The organism is Mesorhizobium sp. M0239, from assembly GCF_040321815.1.
Classification (GTDB): Bacteria; Pseudomonadota; Alphaproteobacteria; order Rhizobiales; family Rhizobiaceae; genus Mesorhizobium.
Genome location: NZ_JAMYSG010000024.1, coordinates 1 through 18,515, shown reverse-complemented (window position 1 = coordinate 18,515; position 18,515 = coordinate 1). Strand labels below are relative to the sequence as shown.

Annotated in this window: 18 protein-coding genes and 1 pseudogene; 11 read left to right on the top strand and 8 right to left on the bottom strand. The window is 61.7% G+C overall.

What is annotated here, in order from left to right:
* The first annotated feature begins 104 nt into the window (after positions 1-104).
* Positions 105-1,067 (top strand): AEC family transporter, encoded by a 963-nt coding sequence (locus NKI99_RS23580; protein WP_352612222.1) that lies wholly within the window; start codon positions 105-107, stop codon positions 1,065-1,067.
* Here the strand turns inward: NKI99_RS23580 and NKI99_RS23575 are convergent.
* Positions 1,044-2,255 (bottom strand): UbiH/UbiF family hydroxylase, encoded by a 1,212-nt coding sequence (locus NKI99_RS23575; RefSeq protein WP_352612220.1) that lies wholly within the window; start codon positions 2,253-2,255, stop codon positions 1,044-1,046. The genes NKI99_RS23580 and NKI99_RS23575 overlap by 24 nt on opposite strands.
* A 71-nt stretch (positions 2,256-2,326) precedes the next feature.
* On the opposite strand from NKI99_RS23575, the gene NKI99_RS23570 reads away from it, so the two are divergent.
* The 8 genes from NKI99_RS23570 to NKI99_RS23535 all read left to right on the top strand — a co-directional run bounded on the left by NKI99_RS23570 (position 2,327) and on the right by NKI99_RS23535 (position 10,607).
* Positions 2,327-3,265 (top strand): DUF2182 domain-containing protein, encoded by a 939-nt coding sequence (locus tag NKI99_RS23570; protein ID WP_352612218.1) that lies wholly within the window; start codon positions 2,327-2,329, stop codon positions 3,263-3,265.
* Between the two features lie 14 nt (positions 3,266-3,279).
* Positions 3,280-3,894 carry a DUF1326 domain-containing protein gene (locus NKI99_RS23565; protein WP_023811883.1) on the top strand — a complete coding sequence of 205 codons (615 nt, stop codon included), beginning with the start codon at positions 3,280-3,282 and terminating at the stop codon, positions 3,892-3,894.
* Positions 3,891-4,709, top strand: coding sequence for a phosphatidylcholine synthase (gene pcsA / locus NKI99_RS23560; RefSeq protein ID WP_023811884.1), 819 nt, complete (start codon positions 3,891-3,893; stop codon positions 4,707-4,709). Before NKI99_RS23565 ends, pcsA begins: the two co-directional genes overlap by 4 nt.
* 44 nt (positions 4,710-4,753) lie before the next feature.
* Positions 4,754-5,731: a quinone oxidoreductase family protein gene (locus NKI99_RS23555; RefSeq protein ID WP_352612216.1), complete on the top strand. Its 978-nt coding sequence runs from the start codon at positions 4,754-4,756 to the stop codon at positions 5,729-5,731.
* Between the two features lie 133 nt (positions 5,732-5,864).
* Positions 5,865-7,442: an ABC transporter ATP-binding protein gene (locus tag NKI99_RS23550; RefSeq protein ID WP_352612214.1), complete on the top strand. Its 1,578-nt coding sequence runs from the start codon at positions 5,865-5,867 to the stop codon at positions 7,440-7,442.
* Positions 7,439-8,569: an ABC transporter permease gene (locus NKI99_RS23545; protein WP_352443144.1), complete on the top strand. Its 1,131-nt coding sequence runs from the start codon at positions 7,439-7,441 to the stop codon at positions 8,567-8,569. The genes NKI99_RS23550 and NKI99_RS23545 overlap by 4 nt, the downstream gene beginning before the upstream one ends.
* A complete protein-coding gene (locus NKI99_RS23540; protein ID WP_031213469.1) occupies positions 8,569-9,489 on the top strand; it encodes an ABC transporter permease in 921 nt (306 codons plus the stop codon). The genes NKI99_RS23545 and NKI99_RS23540 overlap by 1 nt, the downstream gene beginning before the upstream one ends.
* A gap of 50 nt (positions 9,490-9,539) precedes the next feature.
* Entirely contained in the window at positions 9,540-10,607 is a 1,068-nt protein-coding gene (locus tag NKI99_RS23535; RefSeq protein WP_023811889.1) for a BMP family ABC transporter substrate-binding protein, read from the top strand.
* Positions 10,608-10,652: 45 nt separating this feature from the next.
* On the opposite strand, the gene NKI99_RS23530 is transcribed toward NKI99_RS23535, so the two are convergent.
* The 6 genes from NKI99_RS23530 to NKI99_RS23505 all read right to left on the bottom strand — a co-directional run bounded on the left by NKI99_RS23530 (position 10,653) and on the right by NKI99_RS23505 (position 15,778).
* Entirely contained in the window at positions 10,653-11,759 is a 1,107-nt protein-coding gene (locus NKI99_RS23530; RefSeq protein WP_352612213.1) for an acyltransferase family protein, read from the bottom strand.
* Between the two features lie 99 nt (positions 11,760-11,858).
* Positions 11,859-13,172 carry a 30S ribosomal protein S12 methylthiotransferase RimO gene (gene rimO, locus NKI99_RS23525; RefSeq protein WP_352612211.1) on the bottom strand — a complete coding sequence of 438 codons (1,314 nt, stop codon included), beginning with the start codon at positions 13,170-13,172 and terminating at the stop codon, positions 11,859-11,861.
* Positions 13,173-13,308: 136 nt separating this feature from the next.
* Positions 13,309-13,971, bottom strand: a complete 663-nt coding sequence (locus tag NKI99_RS23520) for a TerC family protein (RefSeq protein WP_023811892.1) — start codon at positions 13,969-13,971, stop codon at positions 13,309-13,311.
* A gap of 179 nt (positions 13,972-14,150) precedes the next feature.
* On the bottom strand, positions 14,151-14,558 hold the full coding sequence (locus NKI99_RS23515; RefSeq protein ID WP_032909322.1) for a DUF930 domain-containing protein: 408 nt from the start codon (positions 14,556-14,558) through the stop codon (positions 14,151-14,153).
* Positions 14,559-14,613: 55 nt separating this feature from the next.
* Complete coding sequence (locus NKI99_RS23510) at positions 14,614-15,312, bottom strand: DUF2161 domain-containing phosphodiesterase (RefSeq protein ID WP_128305837.1); 699 nt, start codon at positions 15,310-15,312, stop codon at positions 14,614-14,616.
* Positions 15,313-15,364: 52 nt separating this feature from the next.
* Positions 15,365-15,778: a sterol desaturase family protein gene (locus NKI99_RS23505; protein WP_502905559.1), complete on the bottom strand. Its 414-nt coding sequence runs from the start codon at positions 15,776-15,778 to the stop codon at positions 15,365-15,367.
* A 33-nt stretch (positions 15,779-15,811) separates the two neighbouring features.
* Between NKI99_RS23505 and NKI99_RS23500 the strand changes: the two are divergent.
* A pseudogene (locus NKI99_RS23500) lies at positions 15,812-16,210 on the top strand (isochorismatase family protein); the annotation flags it as partial.
* Positions 16,211-16,917: 707 nt separating this feature from the next.
* Here the strand turns inward: NKI99_RS23500 and ku are convergent.
* Positions 16,918-17,742, bottom strand: coding sequence for a non-homologous end joining protein Ku (ku, locus tag NKI99_RS23495; protein WP_352612209.1), 825 nt, complete (start codon positions 17,740-17,742; stop codon positions 16,918-16,920).
* Positions 17,743-18,315: 573 nt separating this feature from the next.
* On the opposite strand from ku, the gene NKI99_RS23490 reads away from it, so the two are divergent.
* On the top strand, positions 18,316-18,515 hold a 200-nt coding region (locus tag NKI99_RS23490), incomplete at its 3' end, for a hypothetical protein (protein WP_352612207.1).

Below are 18,515 nucleotides of genomic sequence, written 5' to 3'. Positions count from 1 at the left end.
TGGGCTTATTTGGCGCAGACCGCGCATCAATTCAATCCCGAGGCGCTTGACGCCCTATCAAGCAACGGGCTAGCCCGGCGCCAGGGTTTCGGACCAGCATAAAAATGTCTGACGTCATCGGTCTTGTTCTTCCGTTCTTCGGCTTGATTTTTGTCGGGTTTCTGGTGGCGCGCATCACCAGGCAGCCGCTGGAGGCGCTCGGCTGGATGAACACGTTCATCGTCTATGTCGCGCTGCCGGCCCTTTTCTTCCAACTGCTTGCCAGGACGCCGTTCGAAGACCTGACGGAATGGCGCTTCATCTTCGGTTCGGTCGTCTCCACCTTCATGATATTTTCCTTGATGTTCATGGGGTCGGTGCTGACCTCGCGCGGCGAGATAGCGCAATCGACCATCAAGGCGCTCGCGGCCGCCTATGGCAATATCGGCTATATGGGACCGGGGCTGGCATTGCTGGCCTTCGGCGAGGAGGCGGCTGTGCCGGTCGCCCTGATCTTCTGTTTCGAGAACATCATGCATTTCGCCATCGCGCCCATGATGATGGCGCTGTCGGGCGACGAGAAGACCACTCCTCTCCGGCTTGCGCTGGGTGTCGTGCGCAAGATCGTGCTGCACCCGTTCATCATCGCAACCGCCCTGGGTGTCGGCGCCGCCTATATCGGCTTTCGACCGCCCGTGCCGGTGGAGCGACTTCTGGAATATCTTTCCCGGGCGGCCGCACCTTGCGCGCTGTTTGCCATGGGCGTCACCCTGGCGCTCAGGCCGCTCAATCGCGTCCCGCATGAGATGGTTCCGATTGCGGCGCTGAAACTGATCCTGCACCCGTTGCTCTGCTATGTCGTGCTGAGCTGGATCGGCCATTTTTCTGAGACATGGGTCTTCTCGGCGGTGCTTCTGGCGGCATTGCCGACCGCCACCAACGTCTTCGTCATCGCCCAGCAGTATGGCGTCTGGGTACAGCGCGCGTCGGCCAGTGTGCTGATCACAACCTGCCTGTCGGTCGTGACCGTCACCGGGCTGCTCTACCTGATCCGGCACAATATCCTAGCGCCGGACCTGTTTCCCTAACCCGCCAGCAAGCGCGGCAAAACCGCTGCCGGGACGAAGTCCCTCGCGCATGAAAAAAGCCCGAAGCGGCGCGAAGCCTCCGAGCACACCGAGCCCGGCAACGCGGGCCATCTGCGCCGGCAGCATGTCGGAAAGCAGCGACATGTTGAGCAGGTTGACCGCGCTGCTGCGCGCCAGAATATCGGGGCGGCGCTCGAAATCGTAGGCTGCAAGCGCCTTGGCTGCACCTGGATCGGCTCTATTTTCACGAGCGATTCCAATTAGATCGTCGACGTCCCTGATGCCGAGATTGAGGCCTTGCGCACCAATCGGGGGAAACACATGGGCGGCTTCGCCGACCAGCGCCACCCGATCTCGGGCGAAACGCAGTGGCGTCACCGCCGAAAGCGGATAGATCTGCCTGCCCGGCTCGACCGTCACCCGGCCCAGCATCGACTGCATCTGCTGTTCGACCCGCTCAGAAAGCGTCGCATCGTCCAGTGCGGCGAGGTCGGTCGCGGTCTCGGGCTTGACCACCCAGACCAGGCTGGAGCGATTGCCGGGTAGCGGGACCTGCGTGAATGGACCGGTCTCGGTGTGGAATTCGGTCGAGGTGAAGGCATGGTCGGCGCTATGGCCGAAATTGAGGACGAGAGCTGCCTGCGGGTAGGACCGGGCCGAGGTCGAGATGCCGGCGGCCTGGCGCGCCGGCGACAGCCGTCCGTCGGCTGCGACCGCCAGTGATGCGTCGACCGTGCTGCCGTCGGCCAGGACGGCATGGACGTGCTCGGCATCGAGATGCCAGTTCGCCACCATCGACATCAGCCAGTCGATGCCGGCATGCGCGGCAACGGCGCTGGCGAGTGCCGGGTTGAGGACGCTGTTGGGAAGGTTCAGCCCGAACTGGTCCTCGTCGATCTCGCTGGCACGGAAGGTGACGACCGGGCTGCGGATCAGCCGGCTGGTGGCGTCGACGATGCGCATCACTTTCAAAGGCGCCGCCTTGGATTTGACGGCTTCGAGCACGCCAAGCCGGTCGAGCACTTTCAAGGCAGGATTCATCAGGGCCGTCGTGCGGCCATCGGGGGCGGTGCCCTCCGGCCCGACCAGTGTCACCGGGAAACCCTCGGCGGCAAAACCGAGCGCCGCGATCAGTCCTGCCGGCCCCGTGCCGGCAACCAGTATCCGCGCAGTTTGCTGATGCTCCAAGATCGGCTTCCGGCTTGCAAGGCGAGGCGGGTCCACCCGACCTGCCGTTCGATGAGCATATAGGTCAGATCATGCCGCTTGATCAACGCGGCGATTCGGCCCATTCGGATGTCATGACCGGCCAGCAGGACGATTTCAGGCATCTCGACCGCGCCGGCCGCGCCATGGCCGGCATCGCGCGCAATCCTCGCGTCACGGTAAACGTCGTTGTCGGCGCTTGCATCCTGCTTGCCTGGCTGACCCTTGCCGCGATGGCAATCCGCGGCGCCGAAGGCGGGATTGCAGGCTTCAGCGCCCCCGGCGACACGATCCTGCGCAGCCTGCCGCAACTGCCGCTGCCCGATTTCCTGGAACGGTTCTTTGTGCTGTGCCTCTCACCGGTGCCTTTGGACGCAAGTCTCGGCTTGCAGGCCGGCGCGCTCGTTTTCATGTGGTTCCTGATGGCGATCGCGACGATGCTGCCTTCGGCGGCGCCGATGATCCGCACCTATTGCGAAATCACTGACACGGCTCGCATCAAGGGCGAACCGGTCGTTCACCCGCTGGTGCTGGTCGCCGGCTACCTCAGCGTCTGGCTCGCCGCTTCAATTATGTTCGCGGCGCTGACCCTGGCCGTCCATGCATTCGCCTCGTCAGCCGGGATGCTCGATCCGGTCGTCGGCGTTGCCGGTGCGATCGCTCTCCTGATTGCCGGCCTCTACCAGTTCAGCGGCCTGAAGGAGGCTTGCCTGAAGAAATGCAAGAACCCGTTCTCGGTCCTGTTTTCGAACTGGAGCGCGAGGCCCCTTAACATCTTTCGGCTCGGTGTCGCGCAAGGTCTGTGGTGTCTCGGCTGCTGCTGGGCCTTGATGCTGGTGATGTTCGCCGTTGGCGTCATGAACATTTTCTGGATGGCGTTGATCGGGCTGTTCACCCTGATCGAAAAACAAACCGCCAGCAGGGTTCCAACCCGGCTGGCCGGTGCGATACTGCTTGTCTGGGCAGCCGCGCTGCTAGTAGTCTCGCTGTGAGTGGGGGAAAATCGATGGCAGACCAGAGCTGGGCGATGAAGGGAGAGCTCGTACTCTCCTGCAATTGCACGGTTTTTTGCCCCTGCGTGCTGTCGCTTGGCAATCATCCGCCGACCGAAGGCTACTGCCAGACCTGGGCGGGATTTCGCATCGATGCCGGCCATTTCGGTGAAGTAGATCTGTCCGGCCTCAATCTCGGGCTGGTCATGGAAATTCCCGGCTACATGAGCCGCGGCAACTGGACCGCGGGCCTGTTCATCGACAGCCGCGCCTCTGTCTACGCGGTCAAGGCGCTGACCAAGATCTTCACCGGCAAGGCAGGCGGAACCACATCGCTGCTCTCCATCCTCGTCGGCAAATTCCTCGGCGTCGAACAAGTGCCGATCACCTATGAGACGCGTGACAAGACGCGTATCTTCCAGATACCGAGGATCATCGACGGGGCGGTGACACCCATCCCCGGCAAGGATCGCGACAAGGATACGGTGATCAGCAATTCGGAATACTGGATCGCGCCTGAGATCATCGTGGCAAGGTCCGACAAGAGCAAGATGCGGGCTTTCGGCCGCAACTGGAATTTCGCCGGCCGTTCGGCCGAAATCTGCAAGCTGGATTGGCGGGGCCCGTGAGCAAGAACACAACGGCCCGAAAAGCCGCCAAAAAGATCACGGACCGGATTCCGCGCCCGAAAAAGAAGGTCACCTGGCCACAGGCGAGGGCGTTCTCCGTCCACCTCTTGACCGCCTCGGGGTCGTTCCTGGCCTTCCTGTCGCTGGTAGCGGCAAGCGAAGAGCGCTGGACGGCGATGTTCTGGTGGCTCGGGCTGGCATTGTTCGTCGACGGCATCGATGGGCCGATCGCGCGGAAGCTCGAGGTCAAGGAAATCCTGCCGACTTGGTCGGGCGAACTGCTCGACAACATCATCGACTACGTGACCTACGTGCTGATCCCGGCCTTCGCGCTCTATCAGCGCGGCTTCATGGGCGAGGGCCTGTCATTCCTGTCTGCGGCGATCATCGTCGTCTCCAGCGCCATCTACTATGCCGACACCGGCATGAAGACGAAGGAGAATTTCTTCAAAGGGTTCCCCGTGGTCTGGAACATGGTGGTGTTCACCCTGTTCGTCATCGAGCCCGGACAATGGGTTTCGTTTGCGGTGGTAGTGGTGGCCGGCGTCCTGACTTTCGTACCGATCAACTTCATCCACCCGGTGCGGGTGGTGCGGCTGCGGCGCATCAACCTTGGGATGACTCTCTTGTGGTGCGCTTTCGGCGCGCTTGCCCTGGCCCAGGCGGCACTCGCTGCCTTCTACGATCAGATCGGCGTGCTGGGCGAGCAGGTCAGCACCTTCACCAAGATCGGCATCACCATCACCGGGCTTTACCTTGCCTGCATCGGTGGCATCATGCAGTTCTTTCCCAATCTCGGTGCCAAAAAGGCCTGATCAGCCACTCCCACAGAGAGCCTAGCCCCACAGGAAGCCTAGCAATGTCCAAAGCGATCCGCATTCACGCCAACGGCGGCCCGGAAGTCCTGACCTACGAGGACGCCGACCTCGGTCAGCCGGGATCCGGGCAGATCCTGGTCCGGCACACCGCGATCGGCCTCAATTTCATCGATGTCTATCATCGCTCTGGCCTCTATCCGCCGCCCGGCGGCTTCCCGCTCGTGCCAGGCAGCGAAGCCGCCGGCGTGGTGCTGGAGGTCGGCCAGGGCGTCGACTGGCTGAATCCGGGCGATCGCATCGCCTATGCGGTGACGACGGGGGCTTATGCGCAAGAGCGCGTCATCGATGCCAGCCGGGTCGTCAAGGTTCCGGATGGCATCAGCGACGAACAGGCCGCCGCGATGATGCTGAAGGGCATGACGGCGGAATATCTGCTGCGCCGGACGTTCAAGGTGAAGGCAGGCGACACGATCCTGTTCCACGCCGCGGCCGGCGGCGTCGGGCTGATCCTCGGCCAATGGGCAAAACACCTCGGCGCGACCGTCATCGGCACCGCCAGCTCGTCCGACAAGATCGAGCTCGCGAGGGCGCATGGTTTCGACCATGTCATCAACTACAAGGAACAGGATTTCGTCGCCGGGGTTGCTGCCATCACCGGCGGCAGGAAGTGCGATGTCGTCTACGATTCGGTTGGCAACGACACGTTTCCGGCTTCGCTCGACTGCCTGAGGCCGCTCGGCATGTTCGTCTGCTTCGGCCAGTCCTCCGGACCTATACCGCCGTTCAGCATGTCATTGCTGGCTCAGAAGGGCTCGTTGTTCGCTACAAGGCCGACGCTGTTCGTCTACAACGCAAAGCGCGAAGACCTCGAGGCCTCCGCCGCTGCCCTGTTCGAAGTCGTGCTCAGTGGCGCCGTCAAGATCAAGATCAACCAGCGCTATGCGCTCAAAGACGCCGGCAAGGCGCATTCCGATCTCGAGGGCCGCAGGACCACAGGGACGACCATTCTCATCCCTTAGTTCGTTCTGCCTTGCTATCCCTTGAATTTCCGCTGAAATTCTTGAAGCTCTTTCAAGACGCGTGCCGCTTTCCGATGAGAGCCGGCCGCGCCTACCATGCCTGCGGGAACACAGAACATGTCTGGCTAACCAGATGGGAGGCACTGTGAGTGCAAATCAGGACGGCACGAACCTGCTCGAGGTGCGTGGCCTCACCAAGATATTCGGCACGCTGACGGCGTGCGATCACATCGATCTCGACATCGCCAGAGGTGAAATCCACGCTTTGCTCGGCGAAAACGGCGCCGGCAAGTCGACGCTGGTCAAGATGCTGTTCGGTTCGCTGGAGCCCAATGCCGGCGAGATCTTCTGGAACGGACAGGCCGTCAGGATTTCCAGCCCCGGCGTCGCCAAAAAACTCGGTATCGGTATGGTATTCCAGCACTTCTCGCTGTTCGAGGCGCTGACCGCGGCCGAAAACATTGCCCTGTCGCTGGACGACGGCTCGCCGATCAACAGCATCGCTGCGAAGGCGAGGGCGCTTTCCTTCAGCTACGGCCTGCCGCTCGATCCTGAATCGCTGGTCGGCGACCTGTCGGTGGGGGAACGCCAGCGCATCGAGATCATCCGCTGCCTGCTGCAGACCCCGCAGCTCATCATCCTGGACGAGCCGACCTCGGTGCTGACGCCGCAGGAAGCCGACAAGCTGTTCGAGACGCTGGAGCGCCTGCGTTCGGAAGGCAAATCCATCCTCTACATCTCGCACCGGCTCGAAGAGGTCAAACGCATCTGCGACCGCGCCACCGTGCTGCGCCACGGCAAGGTCGTCGGCCACTGCAATCCGCGCGAGGAAACCGCGTCTTCGCTGGCTCGCATGATGGTCGGCAACGAGGTGCAGGCCGTGGTGCGCGCGCCGGTCGAGGGCATCGACAAGGCGCCACCGCTGCTCGAAATCCGCAATCTCAATCGCAAACCGGCAACACCGTTCTCGATACCGCTCAAGGGCATCAACCTGAACGTCCGCGCTGGCGAGGTGATCGGCATCGCCGGCGTCGCCGGCAACGGCCAGGGCGAGTTCTTCGAATCCGTTTCAGGCGAAGTGCTGCAGCAGAATGCCGCCTCGGTGCGCATTCGTGGCAAGGATGCGGGAGGCCTTAGCATCACCGGACGCCGACTGCTGGGCGCCGCCTTCGTGCCGGAGGAGCGCCTCGGCCACGGTGCGGCACCGCGCATGAAGCTTTCTGAAAACCTGCTGCTGTCGCGCCATGCCACCGACGGCAAGGCGTTCGTCGGTTCCGGCGGGATGGTGAAGAGCGGTGCCATCCAAGCCGCCTCCCAGCGCATCATCGAGGCGATGGATGTGCGCAAGAGTGCGCCGGATCCGGAGGCTGCGGCCCTTTCGGGTGGCAATCTGCAGAAATTCATCGTCGCCCGTGAACTCGACCGCCGGCCAAGCGTCATGGTGGTGAACCAGCCGACCTGGGGCGTCGACGCGGGCGCTGCCGTCCACATCCGCCAGGCCTTGATCGAGCTGTCGCGCAGCGGATCGGCGGTGCTGGTGATCAGCCAGGATCTCGACGAGCTGTTCGAGATATCGGATGCGATCGCGGTCATGCACAATGGCGAGCTGTCGAAGCCGATGCCGATCGCCGAGGCAACCTTCGAAAAGGTAGGTTTGCTGATGGGCGGCGCCGAACCAGGCCACGCCGAACACTCGCTGGAGACGGCATGATGCGCCTCGAACTCGTCAAACGCCCGCAGCGTTCCATGCTGTTTTCGGCCCTGTCGCCGTTCATCGCCTTCGCGCTGACCATCATTGCCGGCGCCGTCATGTTCGCGCTGCTCGGCGTCAATCCGCTGACCGCGTTCAATATCTATTTCATCGAGCCAATCAGCCAGGTCTGGCAGTTGCATGAGCTGGCGATCAAGGCAGCGCCGCTCATCCTGATCGCTGTCGGCCTGTCGGTCTGCTACAAGGCCAACATTTGGAACATCGGCGCCGAAGGCCAGTTCATCCTCGGCGGCATTGCCGGTTCGATGATTCCGGTGCTGTTTCCGCAGTTCGAAGGTCCGCTGGTGCTACCGCTGATGCTTTTGCTCGGCATGGTCGGCGGCGCGGCCTATGCGGCGATCCCTGCTCTGCTCAAGACTCGCTTCGGCACCAACGAGATACTGACCAGCCTGATGCTGGTCTATGTCGCGCAGCTCTTCCTCGACTGGCTGGTGCGCGGACCCTGGCGCGATCCGCAGGGTCATGGTTTCCCGCAGACCATCCAGTTCAACGATTCGGCCGTGTTGCCGGAGCTGATGCCGGATGCCGGGCGGGCAAACTGGGGTTTTGTCTTCGCGCTGATCGCCGCGGTGCTGGTCTGGATCCTGATGAGCCGCATGCTGAAAGGTTTTGAGGTGCGCGTGCTGGGCTCAAGCCCGCGGGCAGGGCGCTTCGCCGGCTTCGGCCTCAACCGCATGGTCTTTTTTGCTTTCCTGCTGTCAGGCGCGCTGGCGGGACTCGCCGGCATCTCCGAGGTCTCGGGCGCCATCGGCCAGTTGCAGCCCGTCATCTCGCCCGGCTACGGCTTCACCGCCATCATCGTGGCGTTCCTCGGCCGTCTCAACCCGCTCGGCATCGTTGCCGCCGGACTGGTGCTGGCGCTGACCTATCTCGGCGGCGAAGCGGTGCAAAGCGCGCTCGGCATCTCCGACAAGGTGGCGCGGGTGTTCCAGGGCATGCTGCTGTTCTTCGTGCTCGGCTGCGACACGCTCATCCACTACCGCATCCGCGTGATCGGCCTGGCGCTGACCAAACCGGAAGGCGTGGCCAAACTCGAAGCCGCACCGAAGCTGAAGGAAGCCCGTTGATGGACATCACCGTAAACATCCTTCTGACCATCGCCACCGCGGCAACGCCGCTGCTGATCGCGGCAATCGGCGAACTGGTGGTCGAGCGCTCCGGCGTGCTCAATCTCGGCGTCGAAGGCATGATGATCATGGGCGCCGTCGGCGGCTTCGGCGCGACCTATCTCACCGGTTCGCCCTGGATCGGCCTTTTGGCGGCAATCGCCATGGGCGCGGTATTCTCGCTGCTGTTTGCCGTCATGACGCTGTCGCTGGCCACCAACCAGGTGGCGACCGGCCTGTCGCTGACGCTGCTCGGCCTCGGCCTGTCCGGCATGATGGGCACCAGCTTCGTCGGCCAGCCCGGCGAAAGGCTGCCCAACCTCTACATTCCCGGCCTGACGGAAATCCCTGTGGTCGGCAGGCTGCTGTTCGGGCAGGATCCGATCTTCTACATCTCGATTGCGCTCACCGCGGCCGTCATGTGGTTCCTGTTCAAGACCCGGACCGGACTGACGCTGCGTTCGATCGGCGACAGCCACACCTCGGCGCATGCGCTTGGCATCAAGGTGATCCGCTATCGCTACCTCGCGGTCATCTTCGGCGGCGCCTGTGCCGGTCTCGCCGGCGGCCATCTCTCACTGGTCTACACGCCGCAATGGGTGGAGAACATGAGTGCCGGCCGCGGCTGGATCGCGCTGGCGCTGGTCGTGTTCGCCTCCTGGCGGCCATGGCGGGTGCTGGCCGGCGCCTACATCTTCGGCGCGGTGTGGATCGGCCAGCTTCATGCACAGGCTTTTGGCATTCCAGTGCCCTCGCAGTTCCTTTCTTCGCTGCCCTATCTGGCAACCGTCGTGGTTCTCGTTCTAATCTCGCGCAACAAGCGTCTGACGATGATGAACACGCCGGCTTCCTTGGGGCAGCCATTCGTTCCGGATCGTTGACAATAAAAACAAACGGGAAGCTCCAAGGCTTAACTCAGAGAGGTAACACGATGAAAAAACTGCTTATTGCCCTGATGACCACGACCGCCGCCATGTCGCTGGCAGCGACGGCCGAGGCCGCGGACAAGCTGAAGGCCTGCTGGGTCTACACCGGCCCGATCGGCGACTTCGGCTACTCCTACCAGCACGACCAGGGCCGTCTCGAGGTGGAGAAGGCGCTCGGTGACAAGGTCGAGACCGCCTATCTCGAAAACGTCTCGGAAGGCCCCGATGCCGACCGTGCTTTCGAGCGCCTGGCACGCGAAGGCTGCAAGATCATCTTCGGCACCTCCTTCGGCTTCATGGACCCGGAAGTGAAGGTCGCCAAGAAATTCCCGAAAGTGATGTTCGAGCACGCCACCGGTTACAAGACCGCTGACAATCTCGGCATCTACAATGCGCGCTTCTACGAAGGCCGCTACATTCTTGGCCAGATCGCCGCCAAGGAATCGAAGGCAGGGGTCGCCGGCTATATCGTTTCCTTCCCGATCCCCGAAGTGGTGATGGGCATCAACTCCTTCATGCTCGGCGCGCAGTCGATCAACCCGAATTTCAAGGCCAAGATCGTCTGGGTGAACTCCTGGTTCGATCCGGGCAAGGAAGCCGACGCTGCCAAGGCGCTGTTCGACCAGGGCGCCGACATCATCGTCCAGCACACCGATTCCACCGCTGCCCTGCAGGTGGCCGAGGAGCGCAAGCTGAAAGGCTTCGGCCAGTCCTCCGACATGATCAAGTTCGCGCCGAACGCGCAGTTGACCTCGCTCACCGACGAATGGGGTCCCTATTACATCAGCCGCGTCCAGGCCGCGCTCGACGGCACCTGGAAGCCGGACAATGTCTGGCTCGGCATCAAGGACGGCGCCGTCAAGATGTCGGCCTACACCAACATGCCCGACGACGTGAAGGCGATGGCCGAAGCCACCGAAAAGAAGATCGCCGGCGGCTGGAATCCCTTCACCGGACCGGTTGCCAAGCAGGACGGCACGCCGTGGCTGAAGGATGGTGAAGTCGCCGACGACGGCACGCTGCTCGGCATGAATTTTTATGTGAAAGGCGTCGACGACAAGCTGCCGAAATAAGCAGCGCGAGACATGAGACGGAGGGGCGCCGCGAGGCGCCCTTCTTCATTCGGCGGGCTGTGCGCCGGCAGAGGGGCGACGAAACCGCGTTCGTCCGGCATCGACCGCGCGGCCGAGCCAAAACCTGAGCAACCGCTGTACCGGTTGTTCGCAGGTGCGCCAGATCGCCCACGAAATGAAAAGCATGAGCACGACGCAACCAAGAGCGGCAATCCATTTGCCGACAAGGGGCGTTGCCGCATTGATGGCGAGATAGCCGATCTCCTGGTGCAGCAAATAGAGCGGATAGGTCAGCCCGCCCAGCGCCAGAGTGAGCCCCGATGCCCTGACACGGTCGCGCAGCAGCACCGCGCCGATCAAGGCCGCGTGCATGACGACGTTGGCGACGACGAGATTGGCCGAGGCAACGGCAATGCCGTAGTGGCCAAGCATCCAGTGCTGCGTCACCGATAGCGTTCCGCAGGAGATCAGGAACGCGGCGGCAAGCAGCAGCAGGGCCGGCACAGAACGGCCATGCGAATGGATTTGGTGGACCAGCACGCCGGCGGCGAAGAACGGGCCGAACTCGGTGAGGAACAGCAGCCTGGCTCCGCCGCTGCCGATGAAGAACTCGTTCAAGGCCGAGATCGCCAGCCAGATGAAGATCAGCTCCAGCTTGCGTTTCTGGAAGAGCCCGGTGAACAGGGCCAGCGTGATCCATCCGTAGAACACCAGTTCAAGCACGATCGACCAGTAGACGCCGTCCATGAAGGGCTGGCCGAAGGCCGGCGCGAACATCGACAGATTGGCGGCATACTGAACGAAAGAGGCCGAAAGCAGCGGCGACCCGACAAGGAAGACAATCGCGAAGGTGGTCGTCATGCAGAACAGAAAACCCGGATAGAGGCGAACGAACCGCGCGATCGCAAACTGATCCCAGCTCCGGTTTTCCGCCGACCAGGCAATGACGAAACCGCTGATCAGGAAGAACAGGTTGACGCCGAGATAGCCGTAGAGGGCGAATGGTGCGGCAAGCGGATAGCCTTGCGCAAGGTAGCCTTCGGCGGCAGCGCCGCGAAAGAAATAGTGGAAGAACACGACGGCAAGTGCTGCCGCCAGCCTGAGCAGGTCCAGCGTCGCGATGTAATTTTGTTCCGCAGGTCTGGTGTTCATCCGCATTTCCCGCATCTACGGTCCACAAACCATAGAGCGGATCGCGGCTGCGCGGGTTAAGACGGCTGAATTATCGCCAGATGTAGTAAATACGGACCGTCAGACCGCCGAACCATAGAGGTCATACGCATCGGCACGGTCGATCTTGACGGTGACGATGTCGCCTTGGCGCAGCGGGCGGCGCGACTGGATGTGCACCGAGCCGTCGATCTCGGGCGCGTCGTATTTGGTGCGGCCCTTTGCCGACGTGCCGTGCGCCTCGTCGATCAGCACCGGCAGGCGCTTGCCGACCTTCCTGGCCAGCTGCGTTGCCGAAATCTTCTGCTGGCGCTGCATGAAGCGGTGCCAGCGCGCCTCCTTGATCTCTTGGGGAACCTGTTCGAGACCGAGATCGTTGGAGCGGGCGCCCCGGACCGGCTCGTATTTGAAGCAGCCGGCGCGATCGATCTTGGCCTCGTCGAGCCAGTCGAGCAGCATCTCGAAATCGTCGTCCGTCTCGCCGGGGAAGCCGACGATCAAGGACGAGCGGATGGCCAGATCCGGGCAGACCTCACGCCAGCCGCGAATGCGCTCGAGCGTCTTTTCGCCGTGTGCCGGCCGGCGCATGTTCTTCAACACCTGCGGCGAAGCGTGCTGGAAGGGGATATCCAGGTAAGGGAGGATCTTGCCCTCTGCCATCAGCGGGATGACGTCGGCGACATGCGGGTAGGGGTAGACATAGTGCATGCGCACCCAGATGCCGAGCTTGCCCAGTTCCTCGGACAGATCGAGGAATTTTGCGCGCACCTCACGGTCGCCGAACATCGACGTCTGGTACTTGATGTCGATGCCGTAGGCGCTGGTGTCCTGCGAGATGACCAGAAGTTCCTTGACCCCGGCCTTGGCCAGTTTCTCGGCCTCGCGCAGCACATCGGCCGCCGGCCGCGAGACGAGGTCGCCACGCAGTGCCGGAATGATGCAGAAGGTACAGCGGTTGTTGCAGCCTTCGGAAATTTTCAGATAGGCGTAGTGGCGCGGCGTCAGCTTGACACCCTGCGGCGGCAAAAGATCGACATAAGGGTCGTGCGAAGGCGGCGCAGCCTCATGCACGGCAGCCATCACGCTCTCATAGGCCTGCGGCCCGGTGATCGCCAGCACATTGGGGTGCTTTTCGCGAATGACGTCCGGCTCGGCACCCAGGCAACCGGTGACGATCACCCGGCCGTTTTCCGAAAGCGCGGAGCCGATGGCGTTGAGCGACTCGTCGCGAGCGGAATCGAGAAAGCCGCAAGTGTTGACGACGACAAGGTCGGCGCCGTCATGCTTGCGGGCGATTTCGTAACCTTCGGCGCGCAGGCGCGTGATGATGCGCTCCGAATCCACAAGGGCCTTCGGGCATCCAAGACTGACAAAACTCACGCGTGGAGCGGACATAGAGCGTTTCCGGGCTTTTCAGGATTGCCGGCGCAGTACCACACTTATTGCGGCATTGGTATGGGCAGACCCGCGATGCGGCAAAACGCACGGCGGTCTTGCTTCCACTGAGTGAAGATGCCGATGTCCGCCAGCCTCAGCCGACCGCACCGTTTACATGCGGCCAGACCTCCACCGCGCCACGATAGACCATGTCCACAGCCACATAGAAAATGATCAGCAGGCCGACATAGGCAATCCAGCGGTGGCGATGCAGCAGCTTGGCAATGAAAGTCGCGGCCAGCCCCATCAGGGCGATCGACAACACAAGGCCGATGACCAGCACCGGAAAATGATCGCGCGCCGCTCCAGCCACCGCCAGCACGTTGTCGAGCGACATCGACACGTCGGCGACGACAATCTGCAAGGCAGCCTGGCCAAGGGTCTTGCGCTTGGTCTTGCCGGCGACCGCCTGGTCGCTGTTGAGGTCCGAATTCGACAGTGCCTCGGTCGCTTCCAATTCATCGGCATGCGACGTACGCAACTCGCGGTACATCTTCCAGCAGACCCACAGCAGCAGGATGCCGCCGGCGAGCAGCAGGCCGACGATCGCCAGCAGCTTGACGGTAATTGCGGCAAACCCGATGCGCAGCACCGTTGCCGCCACCACGCCGAGAAGAATCGCCTTCTTGCGTTGTTCGGCGGGCAAGCCGGCCGCGGCGAGGCCGATGACGATCGCATTGTCGCCGGCCAGCACGAGGTCGATGGCGATGACCTGCAGCAGGGCGGTCAGACTGGCAGCGCTGAAAAAAATGTCCATCGACAGGAAGCCCTTGCTGATTTTGCCGAGTGTTCGTCGATTATCCAGAGGCCCTAACTTGGTGGTCCCCTGGCGTCAAGGGATCACGCGTGGCTGCATCACCGAAGCAGCATTGCGTCAAGCCGGATCACGGCTTCGCGGCACTCGCGACAGCCAGGCAAACCATGGCAGATCACAAATCAATCGTAGAGATTGTACTTTGCCCAGTCGGCTTCTGGAATCTCGTCCCCGATCCGGTAGCGGAGCTGCAAAACTTCCATATGGTCCGGTGCGGTCTGGCACTTGAATTTCAGCCGGTACCACTGCCCCTTGCTGCGAAACGCAGCACCCGGGCTCTTGATGGCATCGGCACCCATCTCGGGCGTCGCGAAGGCGTAGGCGACGACGCGATCGGCTTTGAACTTGCGGTCGTCATGGGTGATGCGGTCGAGCACTTCGGCATCGCAACGCTGTTCAAGACGGGTTTGGGGATCGAGTTTCATCAGACCGGCGCGCAATGCATTGTCCATTGCGCTGGCTGGAAAACTCAGTGTCACTGACGCCAAGGCGGTCATGCAGAGCTTCTTCATGGGCGGGACAAGCAACATATTTTGTCGGAGAAATCAACCGAGAGGCCGCCGCGAGCGCCGCCGGAATCTTCAATCATATGGCCGGTGCGTTCAAAATTGCGTGTCGGGATTCGTCGTGCGACGCCTGCGGCCAACGGACCAAAGAGGCACGGCCGGCATCGGTGAGATCGTAAAGGCCGCGGTCGACGCGCGCGAACCAGCCATAAACATTGTGCTGCAGGATTTTCGGCGCCATCGGCGTCACCGCCTTCAGATCTCGCGGCCGCCTGGGTCCGTCCACCATGGCCGCAGCGCAGGCGAGGGCGCTTTGGCGATAGGCCGTCATGATCGGATTGCGCGATCCTCCTCCCACAACGGGATCGCCGCGACGGCGCTGGTGCTCGTCGACCAGGCGAGAGCGCCGGCGGGCATTCTTGCGCGGCGCCAGCGCGATCGGGCTGAGAAGCACCTCGACCCGGTCCGTCGCGGTCACGCCAAGCAGGCCGAAGCCAAGCCGGCGGCAGAGATTGCGGAATCTGGCGTCGCTTTCGCGGCCCTTGCCGCGGGCCGACATGCGCGCGGCCAGCCACACCTCGTCGCAGGCCGCCGCGCGATCGACACCTTGCAGCACCAGTTCAAGATTGAACTGCAGCTTCAACTCGCAGATGACGACAACCGGCGGCTCCCCCTCGCGCAATGCAACAACATCGCAGCCGTCGATCTCGCCTTTGACGACGAAGTCGAGGCTTTCGAGGAACCGCTTCACCGGCGCATAGAGAGACGTCTCGTTCATGCCGCAGGGTTTAGCCGATTCGACGCGAAAAGCCTTCCTGTGGTTCGGCGTTCTACGGCCCGAAAGCGGATCGGGGTGGATACCGCACCGTCGGGCCAGCTGTCAGGCTTCGGTGTTCGGCACCTGCCCGGTTCGGCAGCTTCCTACGGCGCAGGGGCGGATAGCCGATCTGACCGAAATAGGTGGAAGGGATCGGATCGTCGACGCCGTACTTGTCCGGCACCTTGTCACCGGTGGGATTGTAGGTGCCGAACAGCATGTCGAGGAAAGGCAACTGCCCGGCGAAGTTCTTGTCATAGGCTTCGCGCTGGTTGGGATGGTGCCAGCGATGGAACTGCGGGCTGGCGATCAGCCACTTCAAGGGGCCGAACGGAATCCGCACGTTTGAATGCACAAGCAGCGTATGTCCAAGGTAGATAGTCGAAAAGACGGCGATCGACGCTTCCGAGAAGCCGAGGAAAAAGATCGGCGTCAGCGATATCGCCTTTGTGACGATGGCGACCGGACGTTCATCAACACCTGGGAAGACAGGAAGGTCGTGAACGCGGTCAAGGCGACCGGCCGCAAGCAGCTCATCATCGCCGGCCTGTGGACCGAGATCTGCGTCGCCATGCCGGTTATCCAGGCGTTGGGCGAAGGCTGGGACGTCACGGTCATCGCCGACGCCTCGGGCGGCACGTCGGTCGAAGCGCACGAGGTCGCCATCCAACGCATGATCGCGGCCGGCGCAAACATGATGACCTGGCTGGCGCTGGCATCGGAGTGGCAACGCGACTGGGCGCGTACCGAGCACGTCGGCGAGACGGAAGTGCTCAAGCAGCACGCCGCTGGCAGCGGCATCGCGTACCTCTGGGAGCAGCAACTTCTTAACACGCCTGTGCCGAGCACCGCCGGCTGAACTGGGCGGGGTGACGAAAGCGTTGAGCGATCCAGCGCCAACATGCTGAGCCGGGTCACCCCCGCCCACAAGACGAGCCGCCTGAATGCAGGGCGGCCGGCCGTCATCAACGATCACTTCCTCCATCCATTGGCCGCGACTACAGTCGGCGCAGCCTGGCTATCTATCGCCTCATTGAAAGGACCATGGAGATGTTCGGCGGAGCGCTCCCGAGAGGAAATGACCGTCATCCATCCGAACTTCAAAGTCAGCCTGACGCAACCGGGCGCTCGTGATCGAGGCGATGACTCGCAGTTCGGATATATCGACTTGGAACAGAGGACTTTGCAACCGAGCACGAGGTTGTCATCGTGTCTTAGGTACAAACTGCTACCCATGTCTCCGGGCTGGACAATTCGACGTCTGGCGGAGAAAGTGGGATTCGATTCTTGCCTCCGATCCAAGCAAATCAAGAAATCTAAGAATCGATTGTTACACAGCATGTTACGCGCCAGTCAGACGGTGCGGACACGAGCGCGGCTCTTCCCGAAAATGCTAGTGGTGAATCTGTCTAGCGAGGCAACGGAGCAGTGCACGGTGCCGTTTGCGAAGGCCCTGAGGGAATGATCGTGGAGAAAGGCCGCCTTCAGGATCAGCTAGACGCGCTCAAGGCTCCGCTTCTCGGCAAGCGATATGGATGAGCAACGAACGAGTGCCGGTTCCAGCACCTAAGCTGATTTGCGGCTATTGGCCTTTGGCCGATCTTGGCCGAGCCCTTCCTTGGCGAGGCTCTTTCGAAGAACTGAGGCCAAGTCGACCACGTTCTCCTTGGGTTTCGGTACCGGTTTCGGGGGTTTTTTGCCCTTGCGCTTGGCGTCAATCATGGCAATCAACGCGTCCTCGTAGGTGTCCTCGAATTTCGAAGGATCGAACTTCGTCACCTTCTTGTCGATGAGGAGCCCCGCGATTTCGAGCAAATCCGAATCATATTTTGCGCTCTTCACATCGTCGAAGACGGTGTCTTCCGATGTCATCTCATTGTGGGTCCGTAGCTCGGTCAGCAACATCCCTTTTTCAAGCGGCTGTATCAACACTTCGCGCCCGCGCTGATAGAGTACGACGCAGGAGCGTGCCGCAACGCGCTTCTTGGCCATCGCATCGCGCAGGACGGCAAAGGCCTCCAGGGAGGCACCGTCTGCCGGGATCAAGTAGTATGGTTTCTCCAGATAACGTGTGTCGATCTCGGCAACCGGAACGAAGGAATCGACGTCAAGTGTATGCTGCGACGTAAGCTTCAGTTTCTTGATCTCGTCCGGCTCGACGTGGATGAAATCGTCCTTGTCCGCCTCATAGCCTTTAATCTGATCCTCGGCTTCGACAACATCGCCGGTCTCTTCATCGACATAAGCGCTCTTGACGGGTAAACCGTCTTTGCGGTTCAAAATCTTGAAGTGGATCTTGGATGCCTCGCTTGTGGCACCAACTATCTTCACCCCGCATGACACGGAACCAACCCTCAGAAAGCCCTTCCAGACCGCGCGTGGCGCCACCATGCCGTTTCTCCTAGACGTCGATCCGGCACAACGTCAGGCACACGGTTCTGTTCCTCAACGTTGGCAGTACCCTCGCCAATGTTAGTTATTCTTCACGGTAGTCCAGCAGCTTTGCATGGCGCAGTTTTTCTTCGCCCTTCAGAAAAACTTGACCCGGCCGACCAAGCCTGGCTTGATTCTCTCGGCCTTGTCTTTCTTTAAGCCCTTCGGCACGGGACGCCGATCTTGCCCTGCACGCGCTCCGAAAGGCTGTTGAATATGCCCAGCAGCAGGTTGATAGGCCGGCTCGATGTAGGTCCAGTTTTGGGCTTATGCGAATGTCCGCAAAGCGCCCTCATTCCTGTCGTTTGGGTTGTGTGTTTGCCGGCCTGGAAGCGGACATCGATTTTGTCAGAAATGGCGGACGCGCCGAACCGCGAAGCAGGTCTTTCTTTTGGTTGGCTCAAGCTACGTGAAAGGGACGCCTTGTCGGCCTTGTGCCGGAACTGTCTCGAGATCCAATTCACTGGATTACAGTGGCCTCCATGCCTATGAAATGAAACGCCAGCCCAAAGTTCCATAAGGCATTACTAATTGAAATTCTTGTTGTGGGCGGGTGGCGAGCTGTTCGTTCTGAACGGCTTCGGTCTGATTTGGGATGAGATATCGTTTCGCGCGCCGGCGGAGCAATGCGCTGTTTTTGTCATTTCGCAATCCATGTCGGGCAAGTGGCCGCCTTACCGGCTCTTGTCAGTGCGTAGGCGCGCGATAGTTTTTGTGGGGAAGGGACTTCG

Coding starts and splice junctions, on each gene's coding strand:
- ku (WP_352612209.1), bottom strand. CDS start 17,742: ATGGTGGCGCCACGCGCGGTCTGGAAGGGCTTTCTGAGGGTTGGTTCC.
- NKI99_RS23580 (WP_352612222.1), top strand. CDS start 105: ATGTCTGACGTCATCGGTCTTGTTCTTCCGTTCTTCGGCTTGATTTTT.
- NKI99_RS23510 (WP_128305837.1), bottom strand. CDS start 15,312: ATGAACGAGACGTCTCTCTATGCGCCGGTGAAGCGGTTCCTCGAAAGC.
- NKI99_RS23565 (WP_023811883.1), top strand. CDS start 3,280: ATGGCAGACCAGAGCTGGGCGATGAAGGGAGAGCTCGTACTCTCCTGC.
- NKI99_RS23520 (WP_023811892.1), bottom strand. CDS start 13,971: ATGGACATTTTTTTCAGCGCTGCCAGTCTGACCGCCCTGCTGCAGGTC.
- NKI99_RS23515 (WP_032909322.1), bottom strand. CDS start 14,558: ATGTTGCTTGTCCCGCCCATGAAGAAGCTCTGCATGACCGCCTTGGCG.
- NKI99_RS23540 (WP_031213469.1), top strand. CDS start 8,569: ATGGACATCACCGTAAACATCCTTCTGACCATCGCCACCGCGGCAACG.
- NKI99_RS23570 (WP_352612218.1), top strand. CDS start 2,327: ATGCCGCTTGATCAACGCGGCGATTCGGCCCATTCGGATGTCATGACC.
- NKI99_RS23535 (WP_023811889.1), top strand. CDS start 9,540: ATGAAAAAACTGCTTATTGCCCTGATGACCACGACCGCCGCCATGTCG.
- NKI99_RS23550 (WP_352612214.1), top strand. CDS start 5,865: ATGGGAGGCACTGTGAGTGCAAATCAGGACGGCACGAACCTGCTCGAG.
- NKI99_RS23555 (WP_352612216.1), top strand. CDS start 4,754: ATGTCCAAAGCGATCCGCATTCACGCCAACGGCGGCCCGGAAGTCCTG.
- NKI99_RS23530 (WP_352612213.1), bottom strand. CDS start 11,759: ATGAACACCAGACCTGCGGAACAAAATTACATCGCGACGCTGGACCTG.
- rimO (WP_352612211.1), bottom strand. CDS start 13,172: ATGTCCGCTCCACGCGTGAGTTTTGTCAGTCTTGGATGCCCGAAGGCC.
- NKI99_RS23545 (WP_352443144.1), top strand. CDS start 7,439: ATGATGCGCCTCGAACTCGTCAAACGCCCGCAGCGTTCCATGCTGTTT.